Here is a 24,328-nt window from a genome sequence, read left to right on the forward strand (position 1 = left end):
GTATAGATGTGAGTATGCCTGCTGCGCCTCTTCCCGATAATGGGATAGCTAGAACTCGATTACGGCTTTATTTAAAGGAGCAGCCGATGGTTTTCCCAGCAGGTAGCCTTGTGCCAGATCAATCCCCAGCGACTTGCAATAATCCCACTCCTCCTTGCGCTCCATTCCTTCAGCGAGTACGATTGCGCCGATTTGGTGTGCGCATGATATAATATCGCTTATTTTGCGCTGTTTGATATCATCACTGTCACACATATCGATCAAACCCCGGTCTATCTTCACATAATCCGGCATCAGCTCAGGCAGCACCTCGAGAGTTGCAAAGCCAGAGCCTACATCGTCGAGGGCGACCTTCATCCCGTGCTCCTGGTAAACCGCAAAAATCTTTTTCAAATGTCCGATATCCTCGATACGTTCAGTTTCGACCACTTCAAACACAAAATCTTGCGGGTCCAGCCTATTATTTTCAATAGCCTTAAAGGTATGGCTGAGACAATAATTTGGATTATAAATCGATGACGGCAAAAAGTTAACGAATCGCTTAACCCCATGTGGTAAATGGAGCGCGCTCGTTTCAATAGCAGAAATACGGGCCGCACGATCCAGAAATGAATGAAGTCCGGTTTGCTGGGCAACGGTAAACAGCTCAAATGGATTAAATCTGGCTTGTCCCTCAGCAGGTCGCAACAAAAATTCATAACCGATTACCTGCTGGGACTGGATATCGACAATCGGCTGCATATGGCTGCTGAACAGCCCTTCTGTCATCATACTGACCACAGTGTGATGCTTGATTCGGGCAAAAAACTGACTGAGCCGTAGTGGCTTTGAGGCAGCATGAAACGAGTCGGGGCCAACCCCAATATGTATATCCAGCTGTTCAGTTTCCGTCAGCGCTTCACTTATCCGCTTCAATCCCTTCAAAAGGAGATCCCTGGAAGCATACTTCATAGAAAGGATATGTTGGCCACCTTCAATAAAATGAACGGGCTGTTCAGTGGTAAATGGCTGTTTGCATTTTTCAAGCAAATGAAGCTGCGGCGAAATGAATAAAAGAATCCCTTGATCTTCTATAGGCTTGGCGATGGTGCAGTTGTTGCAATCCATGTTGTGGCCTCCTGACAAAAGTCTTAGTTTATGCTTTCTATTATATAATTGAGATTAAATTATAGATAGCCTCATAAACCCTTTATAACATAAGGGTCATTATTAGTGTTGCCCACCATAATAATGATACTTCCATTCACTTTTAATGGTTAAAGCATCCATAAGAGAGATCGCAGAAGCAGATGCACTTTCCCTAAATACGGTAATGTTGGCAGAATGGTGTTGATGTTTAGCATCCAGACGCCGAAAAGGTAGGCAGTAACCACCTCCACTATTACATGGGAGGTGGTTAGACAACTGGTTTAAAACGTTCTAAGAATAATAACAAGCAGAATGTACAGAACAAGAATAACAGCTGTAGTAGTTCCTAAACCATAACCTGCACAACTTGCACCCATGTTTACCCCTCCTTTGCCATGCATAGAGTATTTTATGAATGCCAGCGGCAATGTGATTGGACAGATGCCAAGTACCCGATCAAACAGACTTTCATTTGCTGTAATGTGGGACCACAACACCGACTGTTCCCATTTTTACTTGTGCAATCACGCGACTTTGTACACTTTCATATTACATGTTACAACGTCAAAACAATTGAGTTCAAATTCCATCTAGTCTATAATGATAAAAACGCAATACCTATGCAATCCATAACGAAACGGGGGCCATTCAGTGAGCATTACGATCAAAGACGTTGAGCATGTAGCCAAATTGGCCAGACTAGAGCTCAGTGAACAGGAAAAACAAACGTTCACCGAACAGATGAACGCGATCTTAAAATACGCGGATCAATTAAATGAACTTAATACCGATAACGTCGAGCCAACCAGTCATCCGGTGCCGCTCGTCAATGTGATGCGCGAGGATGTGTCCGTACCATCCCTGCCGATAGACAAAGTGCTGTTGAATGCGCCGGATGAAGAAGAAGGGCAAATCAAAGTACCTGCAGTATTAGAGTAATATTAATAGATTATTGAAAAGGGAGGGCGCGGTTTTGTCTTTATTCGATCTGAAGTTACAAGAGATACATACCCAATTGCAAACCAAGCAAATCACCGTTTCTGATCTTGTGAATGAGTCCTATACACGGATTGGACGAGTAGACGGGAAAGTTAAAGCTTTTTTGAAATTGGATGAGGAAAATGCGCGTAACACTGCAAAATCCTTGGACGAGCAGCTGGATAAAAGTGAAAGCCGTGGGCTGCTGTTCGGATTGCCTATCGGAATTAAGGATAATATTGTCACAGAAGGCGTTACAACGACTTGTGCAAGCCAATTTCTGCGTAACTTTAACCCTGTCTACGATGCAACCGTAGTATCGAAGCTGAAGGAAGCGCAAGCTGTTTCCATCGGCAAACTGAACATGGATGAATTTGCGATGGGCGGCTCCAATGAGAACTCGAGCTTCCAGATCACCTATAACCCATGGAATACGGAATATGTGCCAGGCGGCTCAAGCGGCGGTTCGGCTGCGGCAGTGGCTGCAGGAGAGGTTTACTTTTCCTTGGGTTCTGATACGGGAGGATCGATTCGCCAACCAGCTGCTTATTGTGGTATTGTCGGCTTAAAACCGACGTATGGCTTGGTTTCCCGCTTCGGTCTTGTTGCTTTTGCCTCTTCTTTGGATCAGATCGGTCCCTTGACCAAAAACGTTGAAGACAGCGCCTATTTGCTGCAAACGATCGCAGGTCATGATCCGAAGGATTCGACTTCTGCCAAAGTGGATATTCCTGATTATATCAGCGCCCTGAGCGGTGATGTAAAGGGTCTGAGAATCGCACTTCCTAAGGAATATATGGGTGAAGGTATCGATCCGGCTGTCCGTGAATCCGTGTTGTCCGCGCTTAAAGTGCTGGAGAGCCTCGGCGCCGTTGTTGAGGAAGTGTCCTTGCCGCATTCCGAATATGCAGTCGCTACCTACTATTTACTGGCATCCTCGGAGGCATCCTCTAACCTGGCCCGGTTTGATGGTGTTCGTTACGGCGTTCGTGCTGACAATCCGAAGAATCTGTTGGACCTGTACCATAGATCACGGAGTGAAGGCTTCGGACCGGAAGTAAAACGCCGGATTATGCTTGGAACGTACGCGCTTAGCTCTGGCTACTATGATGCCTATTATTTGAAGGCTCAGAAGGTGCGTACTTTGATTAAGCAGGATTTTGATAACGTATTTGAGAACTATGATGTGGTGATCGGGCCTACAGCGCCAACAACCGCCTTTAAAGTAGGCTCACAAGTAAATGATCCGTTAACGATGTATTTAAACGATATTTTAACAATTCCAGTAAATCTCGCTGGCGTTCCAGCAATCAGTGTTCCTTGCGGATTCGCTGACGGTTTGCCTATCGGCTTGCAAATTATTGGTAAAGCATTGAGTGAAGCGACGATTTTACGGGTAGCTCATGCTTTTGAACAACATACAGACTTCCATAAGCAGCGCCCACAGCTGTAACACCTTAGGATGAAAGGAGACTACCCCTGCATGTCAGCAACAGAAACGAAATACGAAACGGTCATTGGGCTGGAAGTTCATGTCGAGCTTCATACGAAGTCCAAAATTTTTTGCGGATGCTCCACCGCATTTGGAGCACCTCCGAACACACATACTTGTCCCGTTTGTTTGGGTTATCCTGGCGTTTTGCCAGTGCTCAATAAACAGGCCGTTGAATATGCAATGAAAGCGGCAATGGCGCTCAATTGCGAGATTGCTACGGATAGCAAGTTTGATCGCAAAAATTATTTTTATCCGGATTCCCCAAAGGCCTATCAAATCTCCCAATACGATAAACCAATTGGTGAGCATGGCTGGATTGATATCGAGGTTAATGGGCAAACGAAGCGGATCGGTGTGACTCGTGTCCATCTCGAAGAAGATGCAGGCAAGCTGACTCACGTAGACGGAGGTTATACGACCCTTGCGGATTTTAACCGTGTAGGTACCCCATTGATTGAAATCGTTTCGGAGCCTGATCTGCGGTCACCGGAGGAAGCTCGTGCATATCTGGAGAAGCTGAAGGCGATCATGCAGTACTGTGATGTGTCCGATGTGAAGATGGAGGAAGGCTCGCTGCGCTGCGATGCGAACGTCAGTATACGTCCTTATGATCAGGCTGAATTCGGTACCCGTGCCGAGCTGAAGAACATGAATTCATTCCGTGGAGTACAAAAAGGCTTGGAATATGAGGAATGGCGTCAGGCTGAAGTATTGAACAGCGGTGACAAGGTCATTCAGGAAACACGCCGTTGGGATGATGCTCAAGGCAAGACGATCATGATGCGTAGCAAGGAAGAAGCTCATGATTACCGGTATTTCCCGGACCCTGACTTGGTGCGGCTTTACATTGACGACGCCTGGAAGGCTCGTATCCGAGCTACGATTCCTGAGCTGCCGGATGCACGCCAAGCTCGTTATGTTACGGAATACAGTCTGCCAAGCTATGACGCTCAGGTCATTACCTCCTCGATCAAGCTGGCTGACTTCTTTGAAGAAAGCTTGAAGTACACGAAGGATGCCAAAGCCGTATCCAACTGGATTATGGGTGATCTGCTGGGCTATTTGAACGCGAATAACCAAGAGCTGGAGCAGCTTCCGATCACAGGCCAAGGCTTGGGAGAAATGATTCTATTGCTGGAAAAAGGCACGATCAGCAGTAAAATTGCCAAAACCGTCTTCAAAGCGATGCTCGAAACGGGCAAAGCCCCTGCACAAATCGTCGAAGAGCAAGGTCTTGTTCAAATCAGCGACGAAGGTGCGATTAAAGCGGCAGTCGAGCAGGCTATCGCCAATAACCCGCAGTCCGTAGCCGATTTCAAAGCAGGTAAAGATAAAGCTGTTGGTTTCCTGGTCGGGCAAGTAATGAAGGAAACGAAGGGGAAAGCGAACCCGGGGCTCGTGAACAAGCTTATCGTCGAGTGCTTGCAGGCAGCCGAATAAAACTAAATGATGAATTAATGGAAATGGTTCAAGCCTTGATTTCATTTCATGTTCTGAAGGACCATAGAAGTCCGGAATATGAGAAGGAATCAAGGCTTTTTTTAAAAGAGATATGAATGTAAAAGTTAGCAGCGGAGCTGAATAAATAAGGAGAGGAAGACCCACGAACATGGTGCGTTTTGGCGTTATAGGAACGAATCGAATTACGGAGCAATTCATAGCAGCAGCACGTGAGTGTGAGGGTGTTACCCTAACCGCTGTGTATTCACGCACCGAGCAGCAGGCACACGACTTTGCGGCCAAGTTTGGTATACCTCATCAATATACAGATTTAGAGAGTCTGGCTCAAAGTGATCAAGTAGACGCGGTATATATCGCAAGTCCAAATTCTTTTCACGCCAGTCAGGCCATTTTAATGATGGAGCATGGCAAGCACATTTTATGTGAGAAACCGCTCGCTTCCAATGGAAAAGAAGTACGAGTGATGATAGAGTCCGCGCGTCGCAATAATGTCTTGTTGATGGAGGCACTCAAATCTACGCTGCTTCCTAATTTTCAGGCGATCCGCGAGCATTTGCCTGAGATTGGCCAAGTTCGTCGTTATGCGGCAAGCTATTGTCAATATTCATCGCGTTATGATGCCTATAAGCAGGGGACAATTCTTAATGCGTTTAACCCGTTTTATTCCAACGGTTCGTTAATGGATTTGGGCGTCTACTGCATTTATCCGATGGTGGTGCTGTTCGGTCAACCACTAGGAGTGCAGGCTAATGGACTATTGCTCGATTCCGGCGTAGATGGACAAGGCAGTCTTATATTGAAGTATTCGGATATGGATGCGGTCATTACCCATTCCAAAATCAGCCCGTCTTATTTGCCGACCGAAATTCAAGGGGAAAATGGGACGATGATTATCGATAAAATCAATTCACCAGAGAAGGTGGAGATCCATTATCGAAATGGTTCGATCCATGACGTGACGAATCCACAGCCTTATTCATCCATGTATTACGAGGTACAGGAATTTATCGATGTGCTCAGCCGCGGCGAGCGTGAATCGACGATTAACTCTCATCTTCACTCCATGCAGTCCATGGACATTATGGATGAAGCTAGAAGGCAAATCGGACTCGTATTTCCAGCTGATCAATCATTAATATAGATGAAGGGGGATATAACCGTTGGTTACCGCACCGTTAAGTAATCCACAAGTGGGTGTAGGGGCAGTCATTCGAAATGAACGGAATGAAATTTTGCTTGTGCTGCGAAATCGTGAACCAGAAAAAGACACATGGAGCATCCCTGGCGGTAAACTGGATCTATTTGAATCGCTGGAGCATAGTGTCATTCGCGAAATCAAGGAAGAGGTCAATCTGGATGTCGATGTTGTAGGTCTTCTCTGCATGGCTGAGACGATTCGTCCAGAACGCAACGAGCATTGGATTTCAGCTATTTATGAGGTGAACATTCGTGGTGGTGAATTACGCAATATGGAGCCGGATGGTGCAATCGGAGATGTGCAGTGGTTCGCGCTGGATCGTTTGCCTCCCAAAATCGCTTGTTTTACGCTTCCCGCACTGGAGCAGTTAAGCAAATAACCCGGCCATCGGCCGGGTTATTTGCTCTTTGATTTAGAAAAAGGAGCTGATTGCCCTACTGTCGAGATATTTTGTTCATCTTATTTATGTTGCACTGCCTGTATAGTCTTGCACTGTCCTGCACCAGTAAACTATTCCAGGTTGGCATGATTGCCATACATGGAGCTGGAATCAAGCCCTTGCTTTTCCATTAAGCTTAATATGGTCGCATCGAAGAAAATAAGGAGAGTCTGCTCGAACAAGGACCCCATTGGTTGAATCGTATGGTAGTCGCTTTCCGATTGGTCCTTGGGCGATCCGGGCAAACTTATAATGATATCAGCTAAGCGCCCAATAGTTGAATCGGGGGAAATTGTAACCACAGCCAATTTGGCTTCCAGACCTTTGGCTTTCCCTGCCATCGATATAAGACTTTTAGTCTCACCGGAACCAGAGGCAATAATAAGCAGGTCCTCTTTACGAAGTCCTGGCGTTACCGTTTCGCCTACAACATGAACGTCCAGTCCAAGATGCATCAACCGCATAGCAAATGCTCTGGCCATTAACCCAGATCTCCCGGCGCCAGCCAGAAAAATTTTACGGGATTGAATAATAGCTTCTACCAACGCATCATTGCCTGTACCGAGGATAAGCTTTACTGAACGCTGCAGTTCGTTGACAATTGCTAAAGTATATTCAGTCGTATTCATAGGATCGATTAACCTTGGTTAATTAATTGTCTAATTTCCGCAGCTGTACCCGCTTTATCATCCTGTCCGGTAATGCCGCCGCCAACAATGATCAGATCAGGCTGAGCGCGGATAACCTCTGGCAAGGTGCCAAGCTTGATACCGCCAGCAACAGCAGTTTTGGCATTTTTCACAACGCGTTTCACCGTACGAAGCTCTTCAAAAGGACTTTGTCCGGCTGCTTGAAGATCATAGCCTGTGTGTACACAAATATAATCAACACCCAGTGCATCAATTTCGACAGCGCGTTTTTCAAGGTCCTTCACATTGATCATATCCACAAGAATACTTTTTCCGTGCTTGCGTGCTTCTTCTACAGCACCTTTGATCGTGGCGTCATTGCTGGCACCAAGCACCGTAATGATATCCGCACCAGCTTCGGACGCTTTCATGACCTCATAACCGCCTGCATCCATAATTTTCAAATCAGCCAAAACCTGCAAATTCGGATAAGCATCTTTGATTGCTTTTACTGCGTGCAGCCCTTCATTAATAACGATCGGTGTTCCTATTTCAACGATATCGATATAAGCTTCAACTTCTTTAACCAATTTAATGGCATCTGGAATATTAACAAGGTCTAGAGCTAATTGCAATTTCATGATTGAGTCACTCCTATATGAAATGGATTTGGTTTTTCTCTTTTGTACATGGGTTAGTATATCTTTATTAAGATTTTATTGTAAGTACGCACATTTATCTTACATAGTGCCTTAAAGTATACTATGGGCTATAATAGGGGTAATGAGGAGTGATTCTTGTGGGACATCTGTATGAGAAGAAATTTAATTGCGAAAAAGAACTTACACTTAGTGTCATAGGCGGTAAGTGGAAAATGCTGATTTTGTGGTATTTGGGCAAAGAGGGGACCAAGCGTTTTGGTGAATTGAAATCGCTAATACCGGACATCACCCAACGAATGCTGGTTAGCCAGCTGCGAGAACTGGAAGAGGACTTGATCGTGCATCGGGAGGTTTATCCCGTCGTGCCGCCCAAAGTGGAATATTCGCTCACTGAAGTTGGTCAAAGTCTGATGCCGATACTGGTTTCAATGTATGATTGGGGCAAAAATTATATGGAGCTGGTCGCGAAGGAAAAAGTTGAAATTAAGGAATTAACACTGCAAAATAGCAACAAAGATTAGAGTCTACCAATGAACAGGTTTTTCCGATATCCTATGCAATGATAGTAGTGATCCAGCCATTAATCCGATTCTGGGCCTTTGATTTATATTTTGCTTAACTTGGATATCAAATAGACTTTAAAGTTAACCTTTAAAGTTTATTTGATATTTGTCTCCATTTAATATGAGTTTACTTTTATGTATTAATATATTAAGCTCAGTTCAAAATTTACAAAATTTTCATTCCACACCCCACGAGATTGCCTGTTCTTAAAATGATCTGGTTATGAGGAGGGAAAACTATTTTGAAGAAGTTCATGTTAGTAGCCAGCGTTTTATTTGTTTCACTTATATCTACAACAAATGCAGATCAATTAGATAAAATAACCAAGTATCCAGTCCATTTGTTGTTGAATGGCAATGAAAAAAAATTACCCAAAGAAACCGAAATTTATAATATCAACGGTATTTCTTATGTGCCCCTAAGATATATAGTTAGAGAATTAGGAGGTGAGGTTTTTTATAATCAGGAATCCGAGAGTGTTTCAATCAATCAGTTTCAACCAATAGAAAAATATTCATCTATGAGTTCAATAACCAAGTTTGATGATTTTATTTTGGAGCTACATTCGGAAAAAAGTGAGTATAAACCAAACGAATTTATTCATATTTGGGCTAGTCTAGCCTATCAGGGTGAAGAAATGACTACTATAAAGCATGGTTCACCGACGCTTACTTTTTCCATTACAGATAAAGAAGGAGTGAGAGAAGGTGGTTATCAAGCAACTTCCCAAAGGATAAATGAATTAAACAAGGGAAATCAGATAATAAATAGTTTCCCACTAAGTACAATATTAGAATATAACTATAGAAAAAGTGGCATGAAATCAGATTATAATTCGTTCTTAGAAAAATCCAATGCTAGTTATTTACCCGTAGGTGCATATGCAATAACCGTATATGCTGGATTTTTAAAAGGGGATACTTCTAACAATCGAATGGTCTCAAAGGCCGAGATACAAATAAATGTTAAATAAAGCACGGCTTCGATTATCCGTTTTCCAATCCTACAAAACTCCATATTTTACTACGCGCCTAAAAAGATACCCCCATAAACAAAAGCACAAACAATAACCAAGGCCGGATGAATCTTTTTAATCACCATAGCAAAATAGGCGACCGCGGCAATCCCGAGCGACTGCCATATTCCGATAGCATGCACGGAGTTCGCGCTCAGCTGCCATGTCATGACCACCATCATAATTGCAATTACCGGTTGAACCAATAGCGTCATACCCTTGACGGCATCGGACTTGCGGAATCGCTGCATCAGGTTCAGCAGCCAGATCAGAGCTACAGCTGTGGGGACAACCGTGGCAATTATACTGACGACGAAGCCGACCCATCCCCCTGCTTCATATCCGACAAATGCTGCAATTTTCGTTGCAATGGGACCGGGAAGCATATTGCCGAGTGCGAGCATGTTGGAAAATTGAATATTATCGAGCCATTGATAATGATTGACGATTTCTTCATACATAAGTGGGATCGAAGATGGACCGCCGCCATAACCTAACGCGTTGGATAGAAAAAAACCGAAAAACAGCTTAAGCCATTCCATATGAAAACCTTCCTTTTCTAAGCCTTAGCTTTTTGTTTGCGAAAATGGGCCAGCGCTCGGAAATGAAAAGCACCATAAGCGAGAAAAATGCCAATAACGATAGCAGAATGCAATTCGATCAATTGCAGCATCACAAAGGATAAAACAAACAATAGCACGCCCAACACCTTGCCTAACCCTTTGACGGCCTTTTCGCCAAACTCATATGCCATCATGCCGAGCATAACCGCGACGACCGGAGTCACGGCCCCTATCATCCCGGCAATAATCGTGGAAGAGCTTAGTGCCGTAATAATGGACAGTAAAGCTACCATACCTACACAGGTAGGTAAAATATGCGCCAGCACAGCAATGGAAGCACCGAGCGCACCCTTTTGACGGTATCCCAGATAAGCAGCCAATTTGGTGGCAATGGGACCGGGCAGTGCATTTGCAATCGCCAGCACCTCACCGAATTCTTCATCCTGCATCCATTTATAGCGGGTCACCGCATCATAACGAATCAAGGGCACAGTAGCAGGTCCACCCCCGTAGCCAAGCATACCCGTTCTGAACATGGAAATAATCAAATCCTTATAAATACTCATCCTCTTCATCCCTCATAACTTTAATAAATTGACTGATTGTTTGTATGCTGCTACAGCTTCATTCCCATTCGACTTTTATATCTTTTTATCAAAATCTGACAATCGACACTTGTAATACCAGGAAGTACATACAGCTTTTTCTGGAGGAACAGCTCCATTTCACGGTTGCTGGCAAATAATCCATGCATATGAAGCTTACTCGGACCGGTCATATGGTATAGGCTGCTCACTTCAGGTTCATCGGCTAGACAATCCGCGACCTCCATCAAATGCTTGGGCTCAACCTCGACATTGAAAAACGCTGACACCGTGATTCCGATTTTCTCTGGGTTAATAACGGCAGTAATTTTCTCAATCGTCCCGTTTTCCATCAGTGCATTAATTCGAGCCTGTACGCCGACTCTGGAAAGATCCACTTCCTTGGCAATATCCGTATAAGAGGCTCTTCCATTTTGCTGCAAAATCGCAATGATCTTGCGATCGATCTCATCCATATTTGAATTAACACCTTCTGCCGTCTTTGAGCTCATAATTGAGGTTCCTCCATAACATGTTCTGGTATTGTTTGAATTCGAAAAGAAAGAAATAAACTTCATAAACATTCATTACGTAATAATATATAAAAAATAATAACATAATGCAATCAAATAAATAAAAATTCATTCGTATTGAATGAAACTCGCGAATAACTCCTCTCAATATAAAAAGCCCTTCACGTCTCGTGAAAGGCTTTTTTTGTAACAATTTTATTACCAGTTAGTGGAACAAGTCGAGCGGCTGTTGTATACTTTGGCTAACCAGCATTCAGCTTTTGCTCAGGAGGTCCTCTTATGATTCGTGAAATTGATCTTACTGATAATAAACAAGCATTGGAACTGCTCATGCTGCAGCAGTTATCCTATCGAATCGAGGCACAAATGATCGGTTTTAAGGAAATACCTCCCTTATGGGATTCACCCCTATCGCTGAAGGAAAGCGGCGAAAGCTTTTTGGGCAATTATGAAGAAAAACGTTTAACCGGTGCAATTTCCATGAAGCAAACAGCCAAGGAGTTGGCGATTTGTCGTATGATGGTGCATCCGCAGTATTTTCGCCGCGGCATTGCAAGCCGTTTGCTGGAATTTGTGGAAGGATTAGCGATTCCCGGATTGCCGATTAAAGTTTCGACCGGCACGAACAACAAGCCTGCTTTTTCATTGTACAAGAAGCATGGTTATGAGCCCGCACAGGTGCTTGAGGTTTCTCCCGGTATTACTTTGACCGTATTTTATAAACAAACCGAATCGATTTGATAATGCTCAAGCTGAACGGGCTGTCCATTAATAGTCCGTTCAAATACACCCAAAGCATCGACAGACAGGCTTAACTCATCATTTCGATGTGTAGTGTAAAGGGCATGAATGGCAACACTATCCGGGTCTTCGGAGTCGACGATTGTAAACGAGGTCGTCGTTTTTGACTGCATTGCTGCAGCGTAAGCTTCTATGCTGTCAATGCCAAGCAGAAGGGCTTCTCTAGTAGAAATCGCTTCAACCATCACACCGTTTGTACCCATTTGAAACGGGCTGGCTATCGAAATGCGGTCCGGCTTTTCCTCTATGGTAAAAGGATTCATCAGATAAAAGGATACATACAACCCCTCGAAACACCCATATCCACCTTTTGCATTAAAACGCCAATCTCCTCTGGGTAAACACCCGATAAGACTTGGGTAAGCATTCTCAGCATCTACGGGCAGCTTCCATAATTGAATCACGGAATCCTTATGAAGCAGTACCTCGCCATATGGGCTTGCATGACGATCGTCACCGGAAGCATACTTATTCCCAGGGTGAAAGAAGAATAGCTGATTGACTCCTTCTGCGGTTGCTGCTTCCGTTAGCGGTAGCGTCAACACCCAGCGCTGCTGTTCGTTATCATACTCATCGCGCCGTTCCCAAATACCGCCGACTGCATATTCAGGTGCAATATACGTATACGTATGCGCTTCTTCCGTGACCGGACTGTTGGCTTCAGCGAACTGGATTTTACGTTCAATTTCAACGGGAGTGTTTCGATTAATCGCTGCTTGGACGAACTTATCCGCTGTCTGATACGTATACAATGCTGCGCCTTCGAGACGAGGGATCACTTTGGGAAGTGGGAAGTCTCCAAACTGAATGTAATCCAGCAGTGTATTATTATCTTTGGGCGCATCATGAGGCCATTGGCGAGATTGTGCACCTACCCAGGTGCCCGATAAATAGACATCTGCACGCAGTTGCCATAAATGATCCAGCAGTTGGCTCACGGTTTCGCGAACAGAAGCATCCTCCACTACTTCCCAAACGCAAATAAAAGCTTGAATCCAATGCCAATGCCAAGGCAAAGCGCCGTATTCCTTGAACCCGAATTTCTGAATATGCTGAAGCTGCTGTTTGGCATATTGCAAGCCTTGGTCGGACAGCTCCTTGTTATCAAATTGATGACCCAGCAGCAGCTTGAGGGCGGTGTGCTTGGCTTCGTGATGATTGAGCTGCTTTAAGGGATGGCGATATACATTGCTTTCATACATATGCACAATGGCAATCATGACATTGCTTTTAAGCTCCATCGGAAGAGTGCTCTGGTATTTGTCATAGAAGAAAATCAACAGACAGCCCATAAGCTCTACCGGCAATGAATGCGGCTTGGCCGCAGCGGGATCGCTGCCCAGATTAAGCGGCCAATGTCCATACATCGGATTCTCAGGGTCCTGTTCCTGAAGGGATAGCACCTTACCGATCATTGTTACAGCGAGTGCTAGTCCAGCCTCCTGCTTCTCCTTAGACCAAGCTGTAGAGGCCCCAGGATCGACAGTGAAGGCGTATAAATGGATAGCATGATAAAAGTTATCACGAAGATCACTATGGAACCAGAAGCCACTTGGCAGGATGGGAAGCTCCATCGCTTTGCTGGCTGCAAGTTCTAGAATCGCAAGTTTTCGATCTGTTATGGTTTGAATCGGCAGAGCCATCATTCAAAGTTCCTCCTATCCTTTACATCGTGGTATTAAACCATCTATTTTATTTTCTGCCATTTGGACAGTGCGGTCAATCTTCATTTAGTCTACCTATCCACATAGGGAAGTCAACAGTTAATTTGGGGGGACCCTCCCAAACCCTCCCTACAGGGAGGGCCCCAAAGGGCGCTGCCCTCTGGACTCCCTCTGTTCGTATGCGGCTATGTGGTGTTCTCGGGACGCTTTTGTCCCTATGGGACACGCTTGATGCTAGCGGTAGGCTGGTGAGCGGAATAGGGGTGTTTTGTGCTCGCTTTCGTTCCTGCGGAACACGCTTTTCTTTGGGTGAATAGAGGTAGTAACAGGGTAAGAGCGAAGTGCTGCCTGACATTGCCCCTCAAGTAGGGGCTCGTCAGGCAAAGGGCACAGAAGGGAAGGAGCGAGCAAGAGTGAAGGGCAAGATCAAGAGCAAAGACCTACCAAAGGCTATTTTTGAACCTACAACTTTTGTATGGCGGTAGTTACTAATTGTTCAGAAGGTGCAGCATTAAAGCTTTTTGGGCATGCATGCGGTTTTCGGCCTGTTGATAAATGATGGATGTTTCCGATTCGATTAAAGCTTCCTCAATTTCGTACCCGGGATGGATCGGCATATCGTGCATGATATAAGGAGAGTAGCCGGATAAGTTAGTTTTATTGATTTGAAAAGGCATCATCGTTTGGATTCTTCGCTGTTTTTCTGCTTGGTATTCGATTTCGTGAAAATGCTCCATATCAATCCAAGTGTCGGTATAGACATAATCAGATTGTGAGATGGCTTCTGATAAGGTATTTATGGTTTGAATATGACCGCTTTGAAGGGCGGTAAGCATAAGCTCCTCATCCCAGGAGGCCTCATTAATGATTGGTGTCACTAATAACAGTTTGATGCCTAAGGTTAAGCAGCCTATAATTAAGGAATTAGCTACATTGTTGTGAATACCTACGTAAGTAAGAGTTACATTGCGAAAGGACCCAGATACTTCATAAATCGTCATCAAGTCTGCCAAAGCTTGGCATGGATGGTATTGTTCACAACAGCCATTGATTACAGGTACACTGGAATACGCGGCAAGCTGAAGTACATCGGCATGATTTTTTAATCGGGCCATGATGAGATCGCAATTTCTCGAAGCATACCGGACTTCATATTGAATGGGAGAAAGACTGAAGTTGCTTGAATCCCAATCCATCGGTACACAATAGCCGCCCATTTGATTCATGCCGGATTGAAAGGATAAATTTGTTCTTGTAGATGTCTTTTGAAAAAGCATAAGCAGACCTTTTCTAAAACATGCCTGAAAGAACTTATCAGGTTTTTTCTTAAGTTCAACCGCTTTTTGAATAATCGACAGCAGTTCATGTTCGTTCAGTTCTTTTAAAGTCAATAGATGTTTCATCACTGACCACCTTCAATATGAATAATTATACAATAAAATGTATATAAATTCATTTTAATTGGATTGTATAAAACTGTCAATGCGTTCCGCAAAATTTAAGCAGCAATGTGTTATACTTTGATGTCTGTTTTTTATTTAGAAGTGTTCTTCCCTTTTTGAAGGGGTAGTGGTACAGTGCGCGTCTAACAAAGTATAACCAAGATTAAAGGCGGTGAAACGATGGAACAATTGACGGATGAGCAGCTGGTGGATCAGATCCGTCAAGGCGATGAAGAAGCATACCGGCTGCTCATAGAGCGTCATAAAGGATACATTTATACGCTTGTTTATCGTATGGTTGAACATCGTGAGACCGCCGAGGATTTGACACAGGATATTTTTATCAAGCTTTATCGTTCATTAGCTCAATTTCGGGGGGATGCCAAATTCACAACATGGTTATACCGATTAACGACCAATTTGGTAACGGACTATCGCAGAGCACAGCGGCGCAGACCGTATGAAGCTATTTTAGACAAAATGAAGGGTTGGCTCATCAACAAGCAGGAAGAACCCGAAGCGATGGCCTTGCAAAAGGAAGAACGGCTGACGGTTCAACAGCTTCTATCGGAGCTGCCTGACAAATACAGATTGATTCTTTATTTGTATCACTATAAACAGCTGTCCTATCAGGAAATAGCAGAGGTGACCCAGCTTCCTCTCAAAACCATCGAAACCCGCCTTTACCGCGGCAAGTCCTTGCTCAAACAAAAATGGCAGGAGGTACGTAACCTTGAACAGTCAGCATCCGAACGATCGACAGCTTCAACGATTCCTAAATAGAGCTTGCTCCGAGCTCGAATATAAGCGAATTCAACAGCATATTCATATTTGCTCCGGCTGTCGGGCCCGTCTGCATACGTATCTGAATCTGGAGGAGTTTTTGAACAACATGGATGTGCTTGCGCCTGTCTCTGGGTTGGAGGATAGGGTCATGCAAAGAATTCGCGAGGAGTCGAATGAGCATTTTGACGAACGCTTATCAGCGTCCAGCCATACCCGCAAGCCTAAGTCAGCTGCTTCTCGAAGTCGTCTTTGGCGGTCTGAATTGATTAATGGATTGATCGCTACAGCAGCAACCTATCTGTTTATTAGCTCAGGAATTATGGGGAAAATCATATCTATCAATGCAGGCGATTGGGGAGAAGGTATACAAAGCACGTTTATGGAGATTGGCAATACAGTTCAACAAATATCGTTGTACTTGACTTCTTAACCCATACCTAATGAACGGAGGAATTACACGAATATGGAAGAAGAAAAAAATAATCATTCTGCTAATTTCGATATGGAAAAGGAAGAAGCATTTTTAAAAGAACGTATGGAGCGTTGGAATGCATCTAAGCAAGAGCCGCCATATGACCCCTTTCGAAAAGCTCCTCGTAAAAATAAATTTATAGCCGGCCTGCTCTCATTTTTGATTCCCGGAACCGGTTTGCTTTATTTGGGGCTGATGCAGCGGGGGATGACGATTATGCTGCTGCTCATCATGAACATATTTGCTATCGTGTTTTTTTCAACAAGCTCAAGCACCAGCATTCCGTTGATCGTCCTGTTCTCGTTGTTTGTGCCTGTGATTTATTTTTACAATATTTTTGATGCGCTGCAGCAAACGGACAATGTGAATGGACAGTGGAACGGTGCTTACTCCAACCCTATGAATGATGCAGGCGACGAACTGAAGCAGCCCTTTAAAAAGCTGACTAAAGGCAGTCCACTTGGATACGTACTCGTAATCGGGGGGATTTTCCTTTTTCTAATTAGCAGCAAGCCGGCTTGGCTCAATCAAATTTTTGATATGCTGGGCTCATCCATCGGTGCAATTCTGTTAATTGTGATTGGTGTCTTTATGTTCTTTAAGGAATCTACGAAAAAATAATAACATCCTGTTCAGGTAGGATTGCTCAAGCTAGCCACATAGGATGCTTACGAAGTCAGTTTTGCCATGCAAAACGAAGAATATGCTTACGATGCAAGTTTGCTAAAGCAAACTAAGAATATGCTTGCGAAGTCAGTTTTGCCATGCAAAACAAAGTTTAAGCTTACGATGCAAGTTTGCTAAAGCAAACTTTTAGGAGGTGTGACCCATGCGTAAAGCAGGCCGTTATACAGCGGCATTATTATTGATGGCGGTTGGCTCAGCTGTGATTATAGACAAGTACGTGGGCTCAAGCCTGACGGCACTTTTGGTAGATTGGTGGCCGATACTGTTTATCTCACTTGGACTTGAGTACATTTTATTGAATATGAGATATGGCGAAAGTGATAAACAACTGCGGCTGGATCTTCGAGGGGTTGTATTTGCCGTTCTAATTTCTGCTGTTGTGATCGGAAGCACGAATACATCTGTTTTGTTCCACAATTGGTTTAGTAACTTGGATTTCGGTAAATCGTTTGTTTCTTCCACTATGGGTGGAGAAGGTCGCAAATTTCAAAAAGAAGCTGTCCTCATCCCAATTCAGCCGGGTCTTGACCGCATATCTATAAGCAATAACAGCAGCGGTAGTATTACGATTCAATCGGGGAGCGGCAGTCAACTGCAAATTGAGGCCACCGTTTATGTGGCTTTAGATAATGAGAAGGAAGCCGCAGAGGTTGCTAATCAAACTAAGATCAAGCAGAGCTTTAGTGGACAAACACTTAAACTGAACACGGAGGGAGGAGAGTACGGCGGAGAATTTTGGTCGAGGAAGCGGCCGGCAATGGATTTGATTATTACGGTCCCAGCCCAGCTGCAGGCCAATATGGACATTGAATTGACCAATGGTCGTCTTAAAGCTGATCAACTTGCACTTAAAAAGCAGTTCAAAGTCCGCAATACCAACGGAGAAATTCAACTGACGGATATCGAAGCCGATATTGATCTGGAATCGACGAATGCTCGTGTCTCAACCAGCACCACCAAAGGTCGTTTAAAGCTGCAAACCACAAATGGATCTATTGATGTTGGCAATCACGAGGGGGATGCACAGCTGGAGTCTACTAACGGGAAGCTGAGTGTAACAGGTGTAACGGGATCTATTAAAGCTGAAACAACGAATGGCAATATTAAAATTGCAGAGGCATTGCGAGCATTAAATGCTGAAACAACCAACGGAACTCTGGAAGTAACCAGTCATACCGTAAGCGGAGAATGGGATCTGAAAACGAGCCATGGCACTATGAAGCTTGCCCTTCCTTCAACTGGCGATTACAGGGTTAAAGGAGAGGCAAAAAGTAGCGATGTCCAAATTGCCTTACCATTGCAAGTCCGCAAGGATAACATAGAAGGTATGATCGGCAGCGGCAAAAATCTGATTAAATTGAAGACGAAGGGCTCCTTAACGATACGTGAGGCTAATTAAAGATATTCATTCACAATGGAATAATTTTTACAGTTAGTATCCATCTGTACATTGACAAATAGCTTGAAACCCGCTTAAAATGAGGCGATAACCTTTTATTGAATGTTAGGCGGTGAGACAGCATGGATTCACGAATGGAGCAAGCGTTAACAAAGCTGAAGGCGACTGGCGTACGCATGACCCCTCAAAGACATGCAATTCTCGCCTTTTTGCTGAATACCATGACACATCCGACAGCGGATGAGATTTACAAAGCCCTAGCTCCACGGTACCCAAGTATGAGTGTGGCTACGGTCTATAACAATTTAAAAGTATATACTGAGCTGGGACTTGTAAGAGAAATGACCTACGGTGACCATTCTGCGCGTTTTGATGCGGATATGTCCGATCATTATCATGCGCTCTGTGAAGAATGTGGTAAATTGGTCGATTTCGCTTACAAACCATTGAACGATTTGGAAATAACGGCGGGATTGGAAACAGGTTTTTTGATCAAAAGCCATCGCGTAGAAGTATATGGATTATGTACCGATTGCGCATCAGCAAGACAAGTATAGCAAGTTAACAAGACGACCAGCCGGATTTGCGGTATAATGGACGTGTCCCAAGCGCCTTGCTGGACAAGGGCATGGGACGCGTTCTTTTTGTGTTGTCCATATCGTCATCATGGGAGTGAAGCGATGGAATCGGGTTACTCGAACGACCTATTGAAGCCAAGAAAATCAAAGAAATTACGTGTTGTATTGTTATTATTGTTAATCGTCATTTTGTTAGGTGTGAGCTTTGGTTATTATTGGGCCAAATACGTACCTACCGGTAAGCATGAGCAGCCAACATTTGCAGGTCTAGTGAAGCCTATCTTTTACAAGGGTGAAATGCTGGAGAAGCCTGCAGCGGGTAAAGAGGAAAGTCTCAAGCTGCCATATGACACGGTGAAGGAACTGATAGATCCAAGCATGATTCATGAATCAGCGAGCGAATCGACCATCATTACGACACAGGATAAAGTCATTCGTTTAAGAACGAGTCAATTAACGGGTATGCTGAATGAGAAACCGTTTACGCTGAAATTTCCACTGGAGAAAGTAGATGGCACCCTTTATTTACCAATGGAGCCAATTAAACAGCTTTATCCCATTGAGCTTCGTGAATCACCCGAGACCGGTGCGGTGATCCTGGTTAAAGAAGGAGATGTTTTGGAGTGGGGCAAAACCGCAGTATATCCCAATAAGCCTTCCAAAACCATTCCTATGCGCAAAGAGGCCGCCATTAAATCGCCGATCCTTGTTGATATCAAGCAGGACGAATCCGTGATGATCTGGTCTGACGACAATCCCCAATGGTATCGTATTCAACTTAGCAGCGGCTATATTGGTTTTGTGAAAAAGGAGCACCTGAAGCCGGACCGACAGGAAACGCTTCCGAAGCAAGCGCCTCCACCAAGCTTTGTTCCCGCAAAACCGATTACAGGTAAAATTAATATGACCTGGGAGCAAGTTTTTAACAAAAATCCCGATACGAGCAAGTTTACGCCGATGCCCGGCTTGGATGTCGTAAGTCCAACCTGGTTCTCTCTGGAGGATGGCCAAGGCACGATCAAGAATATCGGGGACCCCGCTTATATCAAATGGGCACATGACAACAACATACAGGTGTGGGGACTGTTCAGCAACGGTTTTGAGCCCAAACGCACGACAGAAGCTCTTTCTACTTATGACAAAAGAATGAAGATGATCAAGCAGCTGCTTAGCTACGCACAGCTATATTCGCTTCAGGGTATCAACATTGACTTTGAAAATGTAAATCTTTCGGACAAAGAAGTGTTGGTGCAGTTTGTTCGTGAAATGGTTCCACTCATGCATGAGCAGGGGCTGATCGTTTCGATGGACGTAACCCCCAAATCAACAAATGAAATGTGGTCGATGTTTTATGATCGCAAAGCACTTATAGAATCACTTGATTATATGATGTTGATGGCTTACGACGAATTTTGGGCAAGCAGCCCTACCTCTGGATCGGTAGCTTCATTGCCATGGGTAGAAAAAAGTCTGACTAGAATGATGAGTGAGGATAAAATCCCTGCCTCCAAGCTGATTCTGGGCGTTCCTTTTTACACGCGGATTTGGACTGAGGAGCAGGTAAGTGGGAAGACGAAGGTTAGCTCCAGAGCTGTTTTTATGGAAGCTCAAACACGAATTATTAAAGAAAAAAATTTAACGCCTCAATTTTTACCGGAAGCAGGACAAAATTATGTGGAATACAAGGAAGACGGCAAGCTGAACCGGATTTGGATGGAGGACGAAGTATCCATGAAAGCAAGGGTTGATTTGGTGAAAAAGTACCAATTGGCCGGAATCGCCTCCTGGCGCAGAGGTTATGAGCTTCCGCCGATCTGGAGTTTGATTAATAATTCCTTGCAGTAAGCCCCCATTAAGCTGCACTTATACGCAATCAATAAGGAAAAAACCGACTTTTCTTTGCCACTGTGGCATTGAAGGTCGGTTTTTTTTACGATGTTATAAAGCCAAACTTTAGGGTTAGTTCCATTATACGCTTGCGTTAGGGTCATGCTTGGGATCCAGAGAAAGAATCGTTTTGCAAAACATGCAGCGGTCTGTTTTCCCCAGCATTTTTGTGGGTTTACCGCATTCCGGACATTCGATGACGGTTGTGCTGGTGGACATCATACCCGCCCAGAAATATACCGCCATACTTGCTAGCATGGCTATAGCGCCTACAACCATAAAGATACCCGCCATAATCTTGCCAGCAGTCCCCCAATTAAATACAATCCCGGCCAAGCCCACAATCATGAGCAGCATTCCGCCCATAGTTAGCAGCAGACCCCAAAGCCTGAACTCATTAACTTTACTTGATTTGAATTTCATAGGTTCACATCTACTTTCGGATAAATTGTGAAAATTGTCACTTGATGCATGCAGGAAACCGCCTCTTTTTGTAGAAATATGTTGTATCATGAAATCATATAGGAGGCTGCAGCGATGAATGCCATAAAGGAACAGCTGGTTGCCAGGCTCCGAGAGAATGAAGCAGTCACCAGTCTGCTGGCCGTAGACAATCCGTCTATTTTTTCAGCGGTAACCGATGGCTTTGATCTCCTGCTGCTTGTCATTTCGAATGAAGTCCAGAAAACAGATCAACAATATCATTATATAAAAGACAACCGCCGTATACAAGAACGTTGGATCAGTCCGGCAACATTAGACTATTTTATATTACATGGAGAGCATCGCAATCTTATCTTCTGGATCTTAAAAGGAGAGATTCTTCTGGATCATAACCTGTATTTGGAAACGTTACGTCACCGCACGCTGGAATTCCCTATGGAATTACGAGAGCATAAGCTGTTGATTGAGTTTTCAAAATTTTTAAGGAGATACTTGCAAAGCAAGGAATACATATTGGAAGATCATTCGCTGGATGCGTACAATAACATCCTAGAGGCGCTCCATCACTGGGCGAGGATCGTCATTATCGAAGCGGGTTTTCATCCTGAGGTCACGGTTTGGCGTCAGATCAAGGGGATTAATCCGGGTGTATACAAGCTGTACGAAGAGCTGACCATGAGCAAGGAAACCATTAAACAAAGGGTTCAACTTGTGCTGCTGGCGTGTGAATTTTCAGTCATGTCCAAGATGGAGCGTTGCTGTAAAAGAGTTCTCGATCTGCTTTCAAGCCGTGCAGAAGCATGGAGTCTGCAGGAGCTGCAGATGTCAGAGGTGCTCATCGATATTAAGCTGGAGCTCCCGTTATTACTGAATAAGCTAGTAAGAAAACAGTTGGCTAAAGAAGTTATCTATGCAATGGACACAGATGTTTCGTTACTGGAAATCCGCTATACACATAATTAATTCAAGGCAGGTCGAATTTAGCTTTTTTATTGAGTTATTGGACGCGACAAACAGCCTTATTTTTGATATAATATCCATAATTGAATACCCACTGGGGGAGCCTCTGATGGTGAGGCTGAGATAAGGAAACACATTCCTTGACCCTTGGAACCTGATCGGCATGCGGCAAGTATGCTTCTGGATGATACCAGCGTAGGGAAGTGGACGAGCGAAGAACCTGCTGCTTTTGGGTGTTAATTGCGAAGTCAACCAACCTATGCGGTTGGTTTTTTTGTTGATTTTGAATAGAAAGGCAGGTGCTTTTTGTGCAATTAACTATTAATGGAGAAGAGCGAGAGGTGGAACAGCTTTCTACGGTCGCCGAGTTATTAACTCTATTTAAACTTGAACAAAAAATCTTAGTTATAGAGTTGAATCGAGACATTATTGACCGTGCTGCATATGCCGATACGGCATTGAAGGATGGAGATAAGCTGGAAATCGTCCATTTTGTAGGTGGGGGCTAAACGTCTGTTCAGAGTTTCCGTGGAGTGTTTTTGCCTATGAGAGTTATATGAACGAACTTTGGGGGTATGAGTAATGAGTGATGTATTAAAAATAGGACCGTATGAGTTTAAATCCAGACTGCTGTTGGGAACCGGAAAATTTACGGATCTTGGCATACAAAATTTGGCTGTGCAAGCTTCCGAGGCTGATGTTTTAACGTTTGCTATTCGTAGATTGCCTATCGATAATCCGGAAGCACCTAATTTTCTAGAAACGCTTGATTTGAAAAAGTTCACGCTGCTTCCCAACACTGCAGGTGCTTTTAGTGTAGAAGAAGCAGTTCGGATCGCCAAGCTTGCTCGAGCTACAGGTCTATGCGATATGATTAAAGTTGAAGTTATCGGTGACCCTAGAACGCTGCTGCCTGATCCAATCGGTACATTAGAGGCAACCAAAATATTGGTTGATCTCGGTTTTATCGTGCTGCCATACACATCTGATGATCCCATATTGGCGCGCAAGCTTCAAGAGGCCGGTGCTGCTGCGGTTATGCCAGGTGCATCGCCTATCGGCTCCGGACAAGGCATAGTCAACCCTAATATGCTGCGTTTTATCATCGAGGAGGCCAAAGTACCGGTTATTGTTGACGCTGGCATTGGTGGCCCATCAGACGCTGCTTTGGCTATGGAGCTTGGTGCGGATGGAGTTTTACTAAATACAGCTGTTTCAGGCGCTCAAGATCCTGTTTTAATGGCCGAAGCTTTCAAGCTAGCTGTTATTGCGGGACGCAAAGGTTATTTAGCTGGACGTATAGCAAAGAAACGTTACGCTTCAGCAAGCAGCCCCGTTGAAGGTATGATTGAATAAATAACCGCTACGTTTGGACATGATAATTCTTGGGAGAATGGAGCGTTTGCTTGATGAATGGCAGGCTCTTTTCTCCCTTGAATATTATTTTTAAATTAGTGCTTGACTTACATTGAGAGTATATGATACATTACTTCTCGCCGCTAAAAACGGTACAAGCAATAACGAGCTGACGAAGTGTTACGAAGTTTAGAAATAAAAAAATAACACTTGCATTGAAGTGAGTTAATGTGGTATATTAAGAAAGTCGCCGCTAAAATTAAATTATTATTTCAACTTAATTGGAACGGGCGCATTTCACAGCTTTTGAAATGCACGACACATAATCGATTGTCCTTTGAAAACTGAATCAACGAGTGAGTAAAATAGCAGTACAAGAGAATGCAAATTCTCGCCAGCAAGACGAATGAGTGCAATTCAAGTTCTACCTTAATGGAGAGTTTGATCCTGGCTCAGGACGAACGCTGGCGGCGTGCCTAATACATGCAAGTCGAGCGGATTGTTCCTTCGGGAACAGTTAGCGGCGGACGGGTGAGTAACACGTAGGCAACCTGCCTGCAGGATCGGGATAACTACCGGAAACGGTAGCTAAGACCGGATAAG

General features: G+C 44.2%; 26 protein-coding genes, 1 rRNA gene and 1 riboswitch. Of the genes, 18 read left to right on the plus strand and 9 right to left on the minus strand.

The genetic code is table 11. The features are described 5' to 3' along the window. Window positions 1-48: 48 nt before the first annotated feature. On the minus strand, window positions 49-1,107 hold the full coding sequence (locus tag BM210_RS19470) for an EAL domain-containing protein (RefSeq protein WP_091172436.1): 1,059 nt from the start codon (window positions 1,105-1,107) through the stop codon (window positions 49-51). Window positions 1,108-1,779: 672 nt separating this feature from the next. On the opposite strand from BM210_RS19470, the gene gatC reads away from it, so the two are divergent. The 5 genes from gatC to BM210_RS19495 all read left to right on the plus strand — a co-directional run bounded on the left by gatC (window position 1,780) and on the right by BM210_RS19495 (window position 6,639). After that, entirely contained in the window at window positions 1,780-2,067 is a 288-nt protein-coding gene (gene gatC / locus BM210_RS19475; RefSeq protein WP_091172438.1) for an Asp-tRNA(Asn)/Glu-tRNA(Gln) amidotransferase subunit GatC, read from the plus strand. A gap of 34 nt (window positions 2,068-2,101) precedes the next feature. After that, on the plus strand, window positions 2,102-3,559 hold the full coding sequence (gene gatA / locus BM210_RS19480) for an Asp-tRNA(Asn)/Glu-tRNA(Gln) amidotransferase subunit GatA (protein WP_091172441.1): 1,458 nt from the start codon (window positions 2,102-2,104) through the stop codon (window positions 3,557-3,559). A 30-nt stretch (window positions 3,560-3,589) separates the two neighbouring features. Further along, entirely contained in the window at window positions 3,590-5,041 is a 1,452-nt protein-coding gene (gene gatB, locus BM210_RS19485; protein ID WP_091172443.1) for an Asp-tRNA(Asn)/Glu-tRNA(Gln) amidotransferase subunit GatB, read from the plus strand. Window positions 5,042-5,210: 169 nt separating this feature from the next. Next, window positions 5,211-6,203, plus strand: coding sequence for a Gfo/Idh/MocA family protein (locus BM210_RS19490; RefSeq protein ID WP_091172446.1), 993 nt, complete (start codon window positions 5,211-5,213; stop codon window positions 6,201-6,203). A gap of 19 nt (window positions 6,204-6,222) precedes the next feature. Next, window positions 6,223-6,639: an NUDIX domain-containing protein gene (locus tag BM210_RS19495; RefSeq protein WP_256223823.1), complete on the plus strand. Its 417-nt coding sequence runs from the start codon at window positions 6,223-6,225 to the stop codon at window positions 6,637-6,639. Between the two features lie 131 nt (window positions 6,640-6,770). Here BM210_RS19495 and hxlB read toward each other — a convergent pair whose 3' ends face one another. Together hxlB and hxlA are read right to left on the minus strand one after the other, a co-directional pair. Beyond that, the gene (hxlB, locus tag BM210_RS19500) at window positions 6,771-7,328 is read right to left on the minus strand and encodes a 6-phospho-3-hexuloisomerase (protein WP_091172447.1); all 558 of its coding nucleotides are present in this window, start codon (window positions 7,326-7,328) and stop codon (window positions 6,771-6,773) included. Between the two features lie 8 nt (window positions 7,329-7,336). After that, entirely contained in the window at window positions 7,337-7,969 is a 633-nt protein-coding gene (hxlA, locus tag BM210_RS19505) for a 3-hexulose-6-phosphate synthase (RefSeq protein WP_091172450.1), read from the minus strand. 158 nt (window positions 7,970-8,127) lie between these two features. Between hxlA and BM210_RS19510 the strand changes: the two genes are divergently transcribed. Further along, window positions 8,128-8,511, plus strand: coding sequence for a transcriptional activator HxlR (locus BM210_RS19510; protein ID WP_091172452.1), 384 nt, complete (start codon window positions 8,128-8,130; stop codon window positions 8,509-8,511). A gap of 284 nt (window positions 8,512-8,795) precedes the next feature. Continuing rightward, window positions 8,796-9,527, plus strand: coding sequence for a stalk domain-containing protein (locus tag BM210_RS19515; RefSeq protein ID WP_091172455.1), 732 nt, complete (start codon window positions 8,796-8,798; stop codon window positions 9,525-9,527). 50 nt (window positions 9,528-9,577) lie between these two features. Here BM210_RS19515 and BM210_RS19520 read toward each other — a convergent pair whose 3' ends face one another. The 3 genes from BM210_RS19520 to BM210_RS19530 are packed head-to-tail and all read right to left on the minus strand — an operon-like array spanning window position 9,578 to window position 11,228. Further along, complete coding sequence (locus BM210_RS19520; protein WP_091172457.1) at window positions 9,578-10,111, minus strand: chromate efflux transporter ChrA; 534 nt, start codon at window positions 10,109-10,111, stop codon at window positions 9,578-9,580. A 17-nt stretch (window positions 10,112-10,128) separates the two neighbouring features. Beyond that, the gene (locus tag BM210_RS19525; protein ID WP_256223824.1) at window positions 10,129-10,698 is read right to left on the minus strand and encodes a chromate efflux transporter ChrB; all 570 of its coding nucleotides are present in this window, start codon (window positions 10,696-10,698) and stop codon (window positions 10,129-10,131) included. Window positions 10,699-10,748: 50 nt separating this feature from the next. Further along, window positions 10,749-11,228, minus strand: coding sequence for a chromate efflux transcriptional regulator ChrS (locus BM210_RS19530; protein WP_091172461.1), 480 nt, complete (start codon window positions 11,226-11,228; stop codon window positions 10,749-10,751). Window positions 11,229-11,528: 300 nt separating this feature from the next. Between BM210_RS19530 and BM210_RS19535 the strand changes: the two genes are divergently transcribed. Continuing rightward, window positions 11,529-11,990 carry a GNAT family N-acetyltransferase gene (locus BM210_RS19535; protein ID WP_091172463.1) on the plus strand — a complete coding sequence of 154 codons (462 nt, stop codon included), beginning with the start codon at window positions 11,529-11,531 and terminating at the stop codon, window positions 11,988-11,990. On the opposite strand, the gene BM210_RS19540 is transcribed toward BM210_RS19535, so the two are convergent. Both BM210_RS19540 and BM210_RS19545 read right to left on the minus strand, forming a co-directional pair. Then, entirely contained in the window at window positions 11,966-13,696 is a 1,731-nt protein-coding gene (locus tag BM210_RS19540; protein WP_091172466.1) for a hypothetical protein, read from the minus strand. The genes BM210_RS19535 and BM210_RS19540 overlap by 25 nt on opposite strands. 506 nt (window positions 13,697-14,202) lie before the next feature. After that, window positions 14,203-15,117, minus strand: a complete 915-nt coding sequence (locus tag BM210_RS19545) for a Rossmann-fold NAD(P)-binding domain-containing protein (RefSeq protein ID WP_091172467.1) — start codon at window positions 15,115-15,117, stop codon at window positions 14,203-14,205. 219 nt (window positions 15,118-15,336) lie between these two features. Between BM210_RS19545 and BM210_RS19550 the strand changes: the two genes are divergently transcribed. From BM210_RS19550 to BM210_RS19575, 6 genes are all read left to right on the plus strand, one after another. Then, window positions 15,337-15,939, plus strand: a complete 603-nt coding sequence (locus BM210_RS19550) for an RNA polymerase sigma factor (protein WP_091172470.1) — start codon at window positions 15,337-15,339, stop codon at window positions 15,937-15,939. Then, window positions 15,890-16,372, plus strand: a complete 483-nt coding sequence (locus BM210_RS19555) for an anti-sigma factor family protein (protein ID WP_091172472.1) — start codon at window positions 15,890-15,892, stop codon at window positions 16,370-16,372. Before BM210_RS19550 ends, BM210_RS19555 begins: the two co-directional genes overlap by 50 nt. A 33-nt stretch (window positions 16,373-16,405) precedes the next feature. Further along, window positions 16,406-17,035: a hypothetical protein gene (locus BM210_RS19560; protein ID WP_091172474.1), complete on the plus strand. Its 630-nt coding sequence runs from the start codon at window positions 16,406-16,408 to the stop codon at window positions 17,033-17,035. 208 nt (window positions 17,036-17,243) lie between these two features. After that, window positions 17,244-18,500, plus strand: coding sequence for a DUF4097 family beta strand repeat-containing protein (locus BM210_RS19565; RefSeq protein WP_091172477.1), 1,257 nt, complete (start codon window positions 17,244-17,246; stop codon window positions 18,498-18,500). Between the two features lie 122 nt (window positions 18,501-18,622). Continuing rightward, window positions 18,623-19,057 (plus strand): Fur family transcriptional regulator, encoded by a 435-nt coding sequence (locus BM210_RS19570; RefSeq protein WP_091172479.1) that lies wholly within the window; start codon window positions 18,623-18,625, stop codon window positions 19,055-19,057. 123 nt (window positions 19,058-19,180) lie between these two features. Continuing rightward, window positions 19,181-20,923 (plus strand): glycosyl hydrolase family 18 protein, encoded by a 1,743-nt coding sequence (locus BM210_RS19575; RefSeq protein WP_091172481.1) that lies wholly within the window; start codon window positions 19,181-19,183, stop codon window positions 20,921-20,923. Window positions 20,924-21,046: 123 nt separating this feature from the next. On the opposite strand, the gene BM210_RS19580 is transcribed toward BM210_RS19575, so the two are convergent. Continuing rightward, a complete protein-coding gene (locus tag BM210_RS19580) occupies window positions 21,047-21,388 on the minus strand; it encodes a DUF2614 family zinc ribbon-containing protein (protein ID WP_091172483.1) in 342 nt (113 codons plus the stop codon). A gap of 114 nt (window positions 21,389-21,502) precedes the next feature. Here BM210_RS19580 and BM210_RS19585 point away from each other — a divergent pair, with 114 nt between their 5' ends. The 4 genes from BM210_RS19585 to BM210_RS19600 all read left to right on the plus strand — a co-directional run. Continuing rightward, window positions 21,503-22,372 (plus strand): nucleotidyltransferase-like protein, encoded by an 870-nt coding sequence (locus BM210_RS19585; RefSeq protein WP_091172485.1) that lies wholly within the window; start codon window positions 21,503-21,505, stop codon window positions 22,370-22,372. A gap of 83 nt (window positions 22,373-22,455) precedes the next feature. Beyond that, a riboswitch (TPP riboswitch) is annotated at window positions 22,456-22,588 on the plus strand. Between the two features lie 89 nt (window positions 22,589-22,677). Continuing rightward, a complete protein-coding gene (gene thiS, locus BM210_RS19590; RefSeq protein WP_091172487.1) occupies window positions 22,678-22,878 on the plus strand; it encodes a sulfur carrier protein ThiS in 201 nt (66 codons plus the stop codon). Window positions 22,879-22,951: 73 nt separating this feature from the next. Next, a complete protein-coding gene (locus BM210_RS19595; protein ID WP_091172489.1) occupies window positions 22,952-23,725 on the plus strand; it encodes a thiazole synthase in 774 nt (257 codons plus the stop codon). A 429-nt stretch (window positions 23,726-24,154) separates the two neighbouring features. Further along, window positions 24,155-24,328: ribosomal RNA gene (locus tag BM210_RS19600) — 16S ribosomal RNA — on the plus strand; the annotation flags it as partial.

The sequence above is a fragment of the Paenibacillus sp. 1_12 genome (genome assembly GCF_900114475.1).
Taxonomy (GTDB): Bacteria; Bacillota; Bacilli; order Paenibacillales; family NBRC-103111; genus Paenibacillus_S.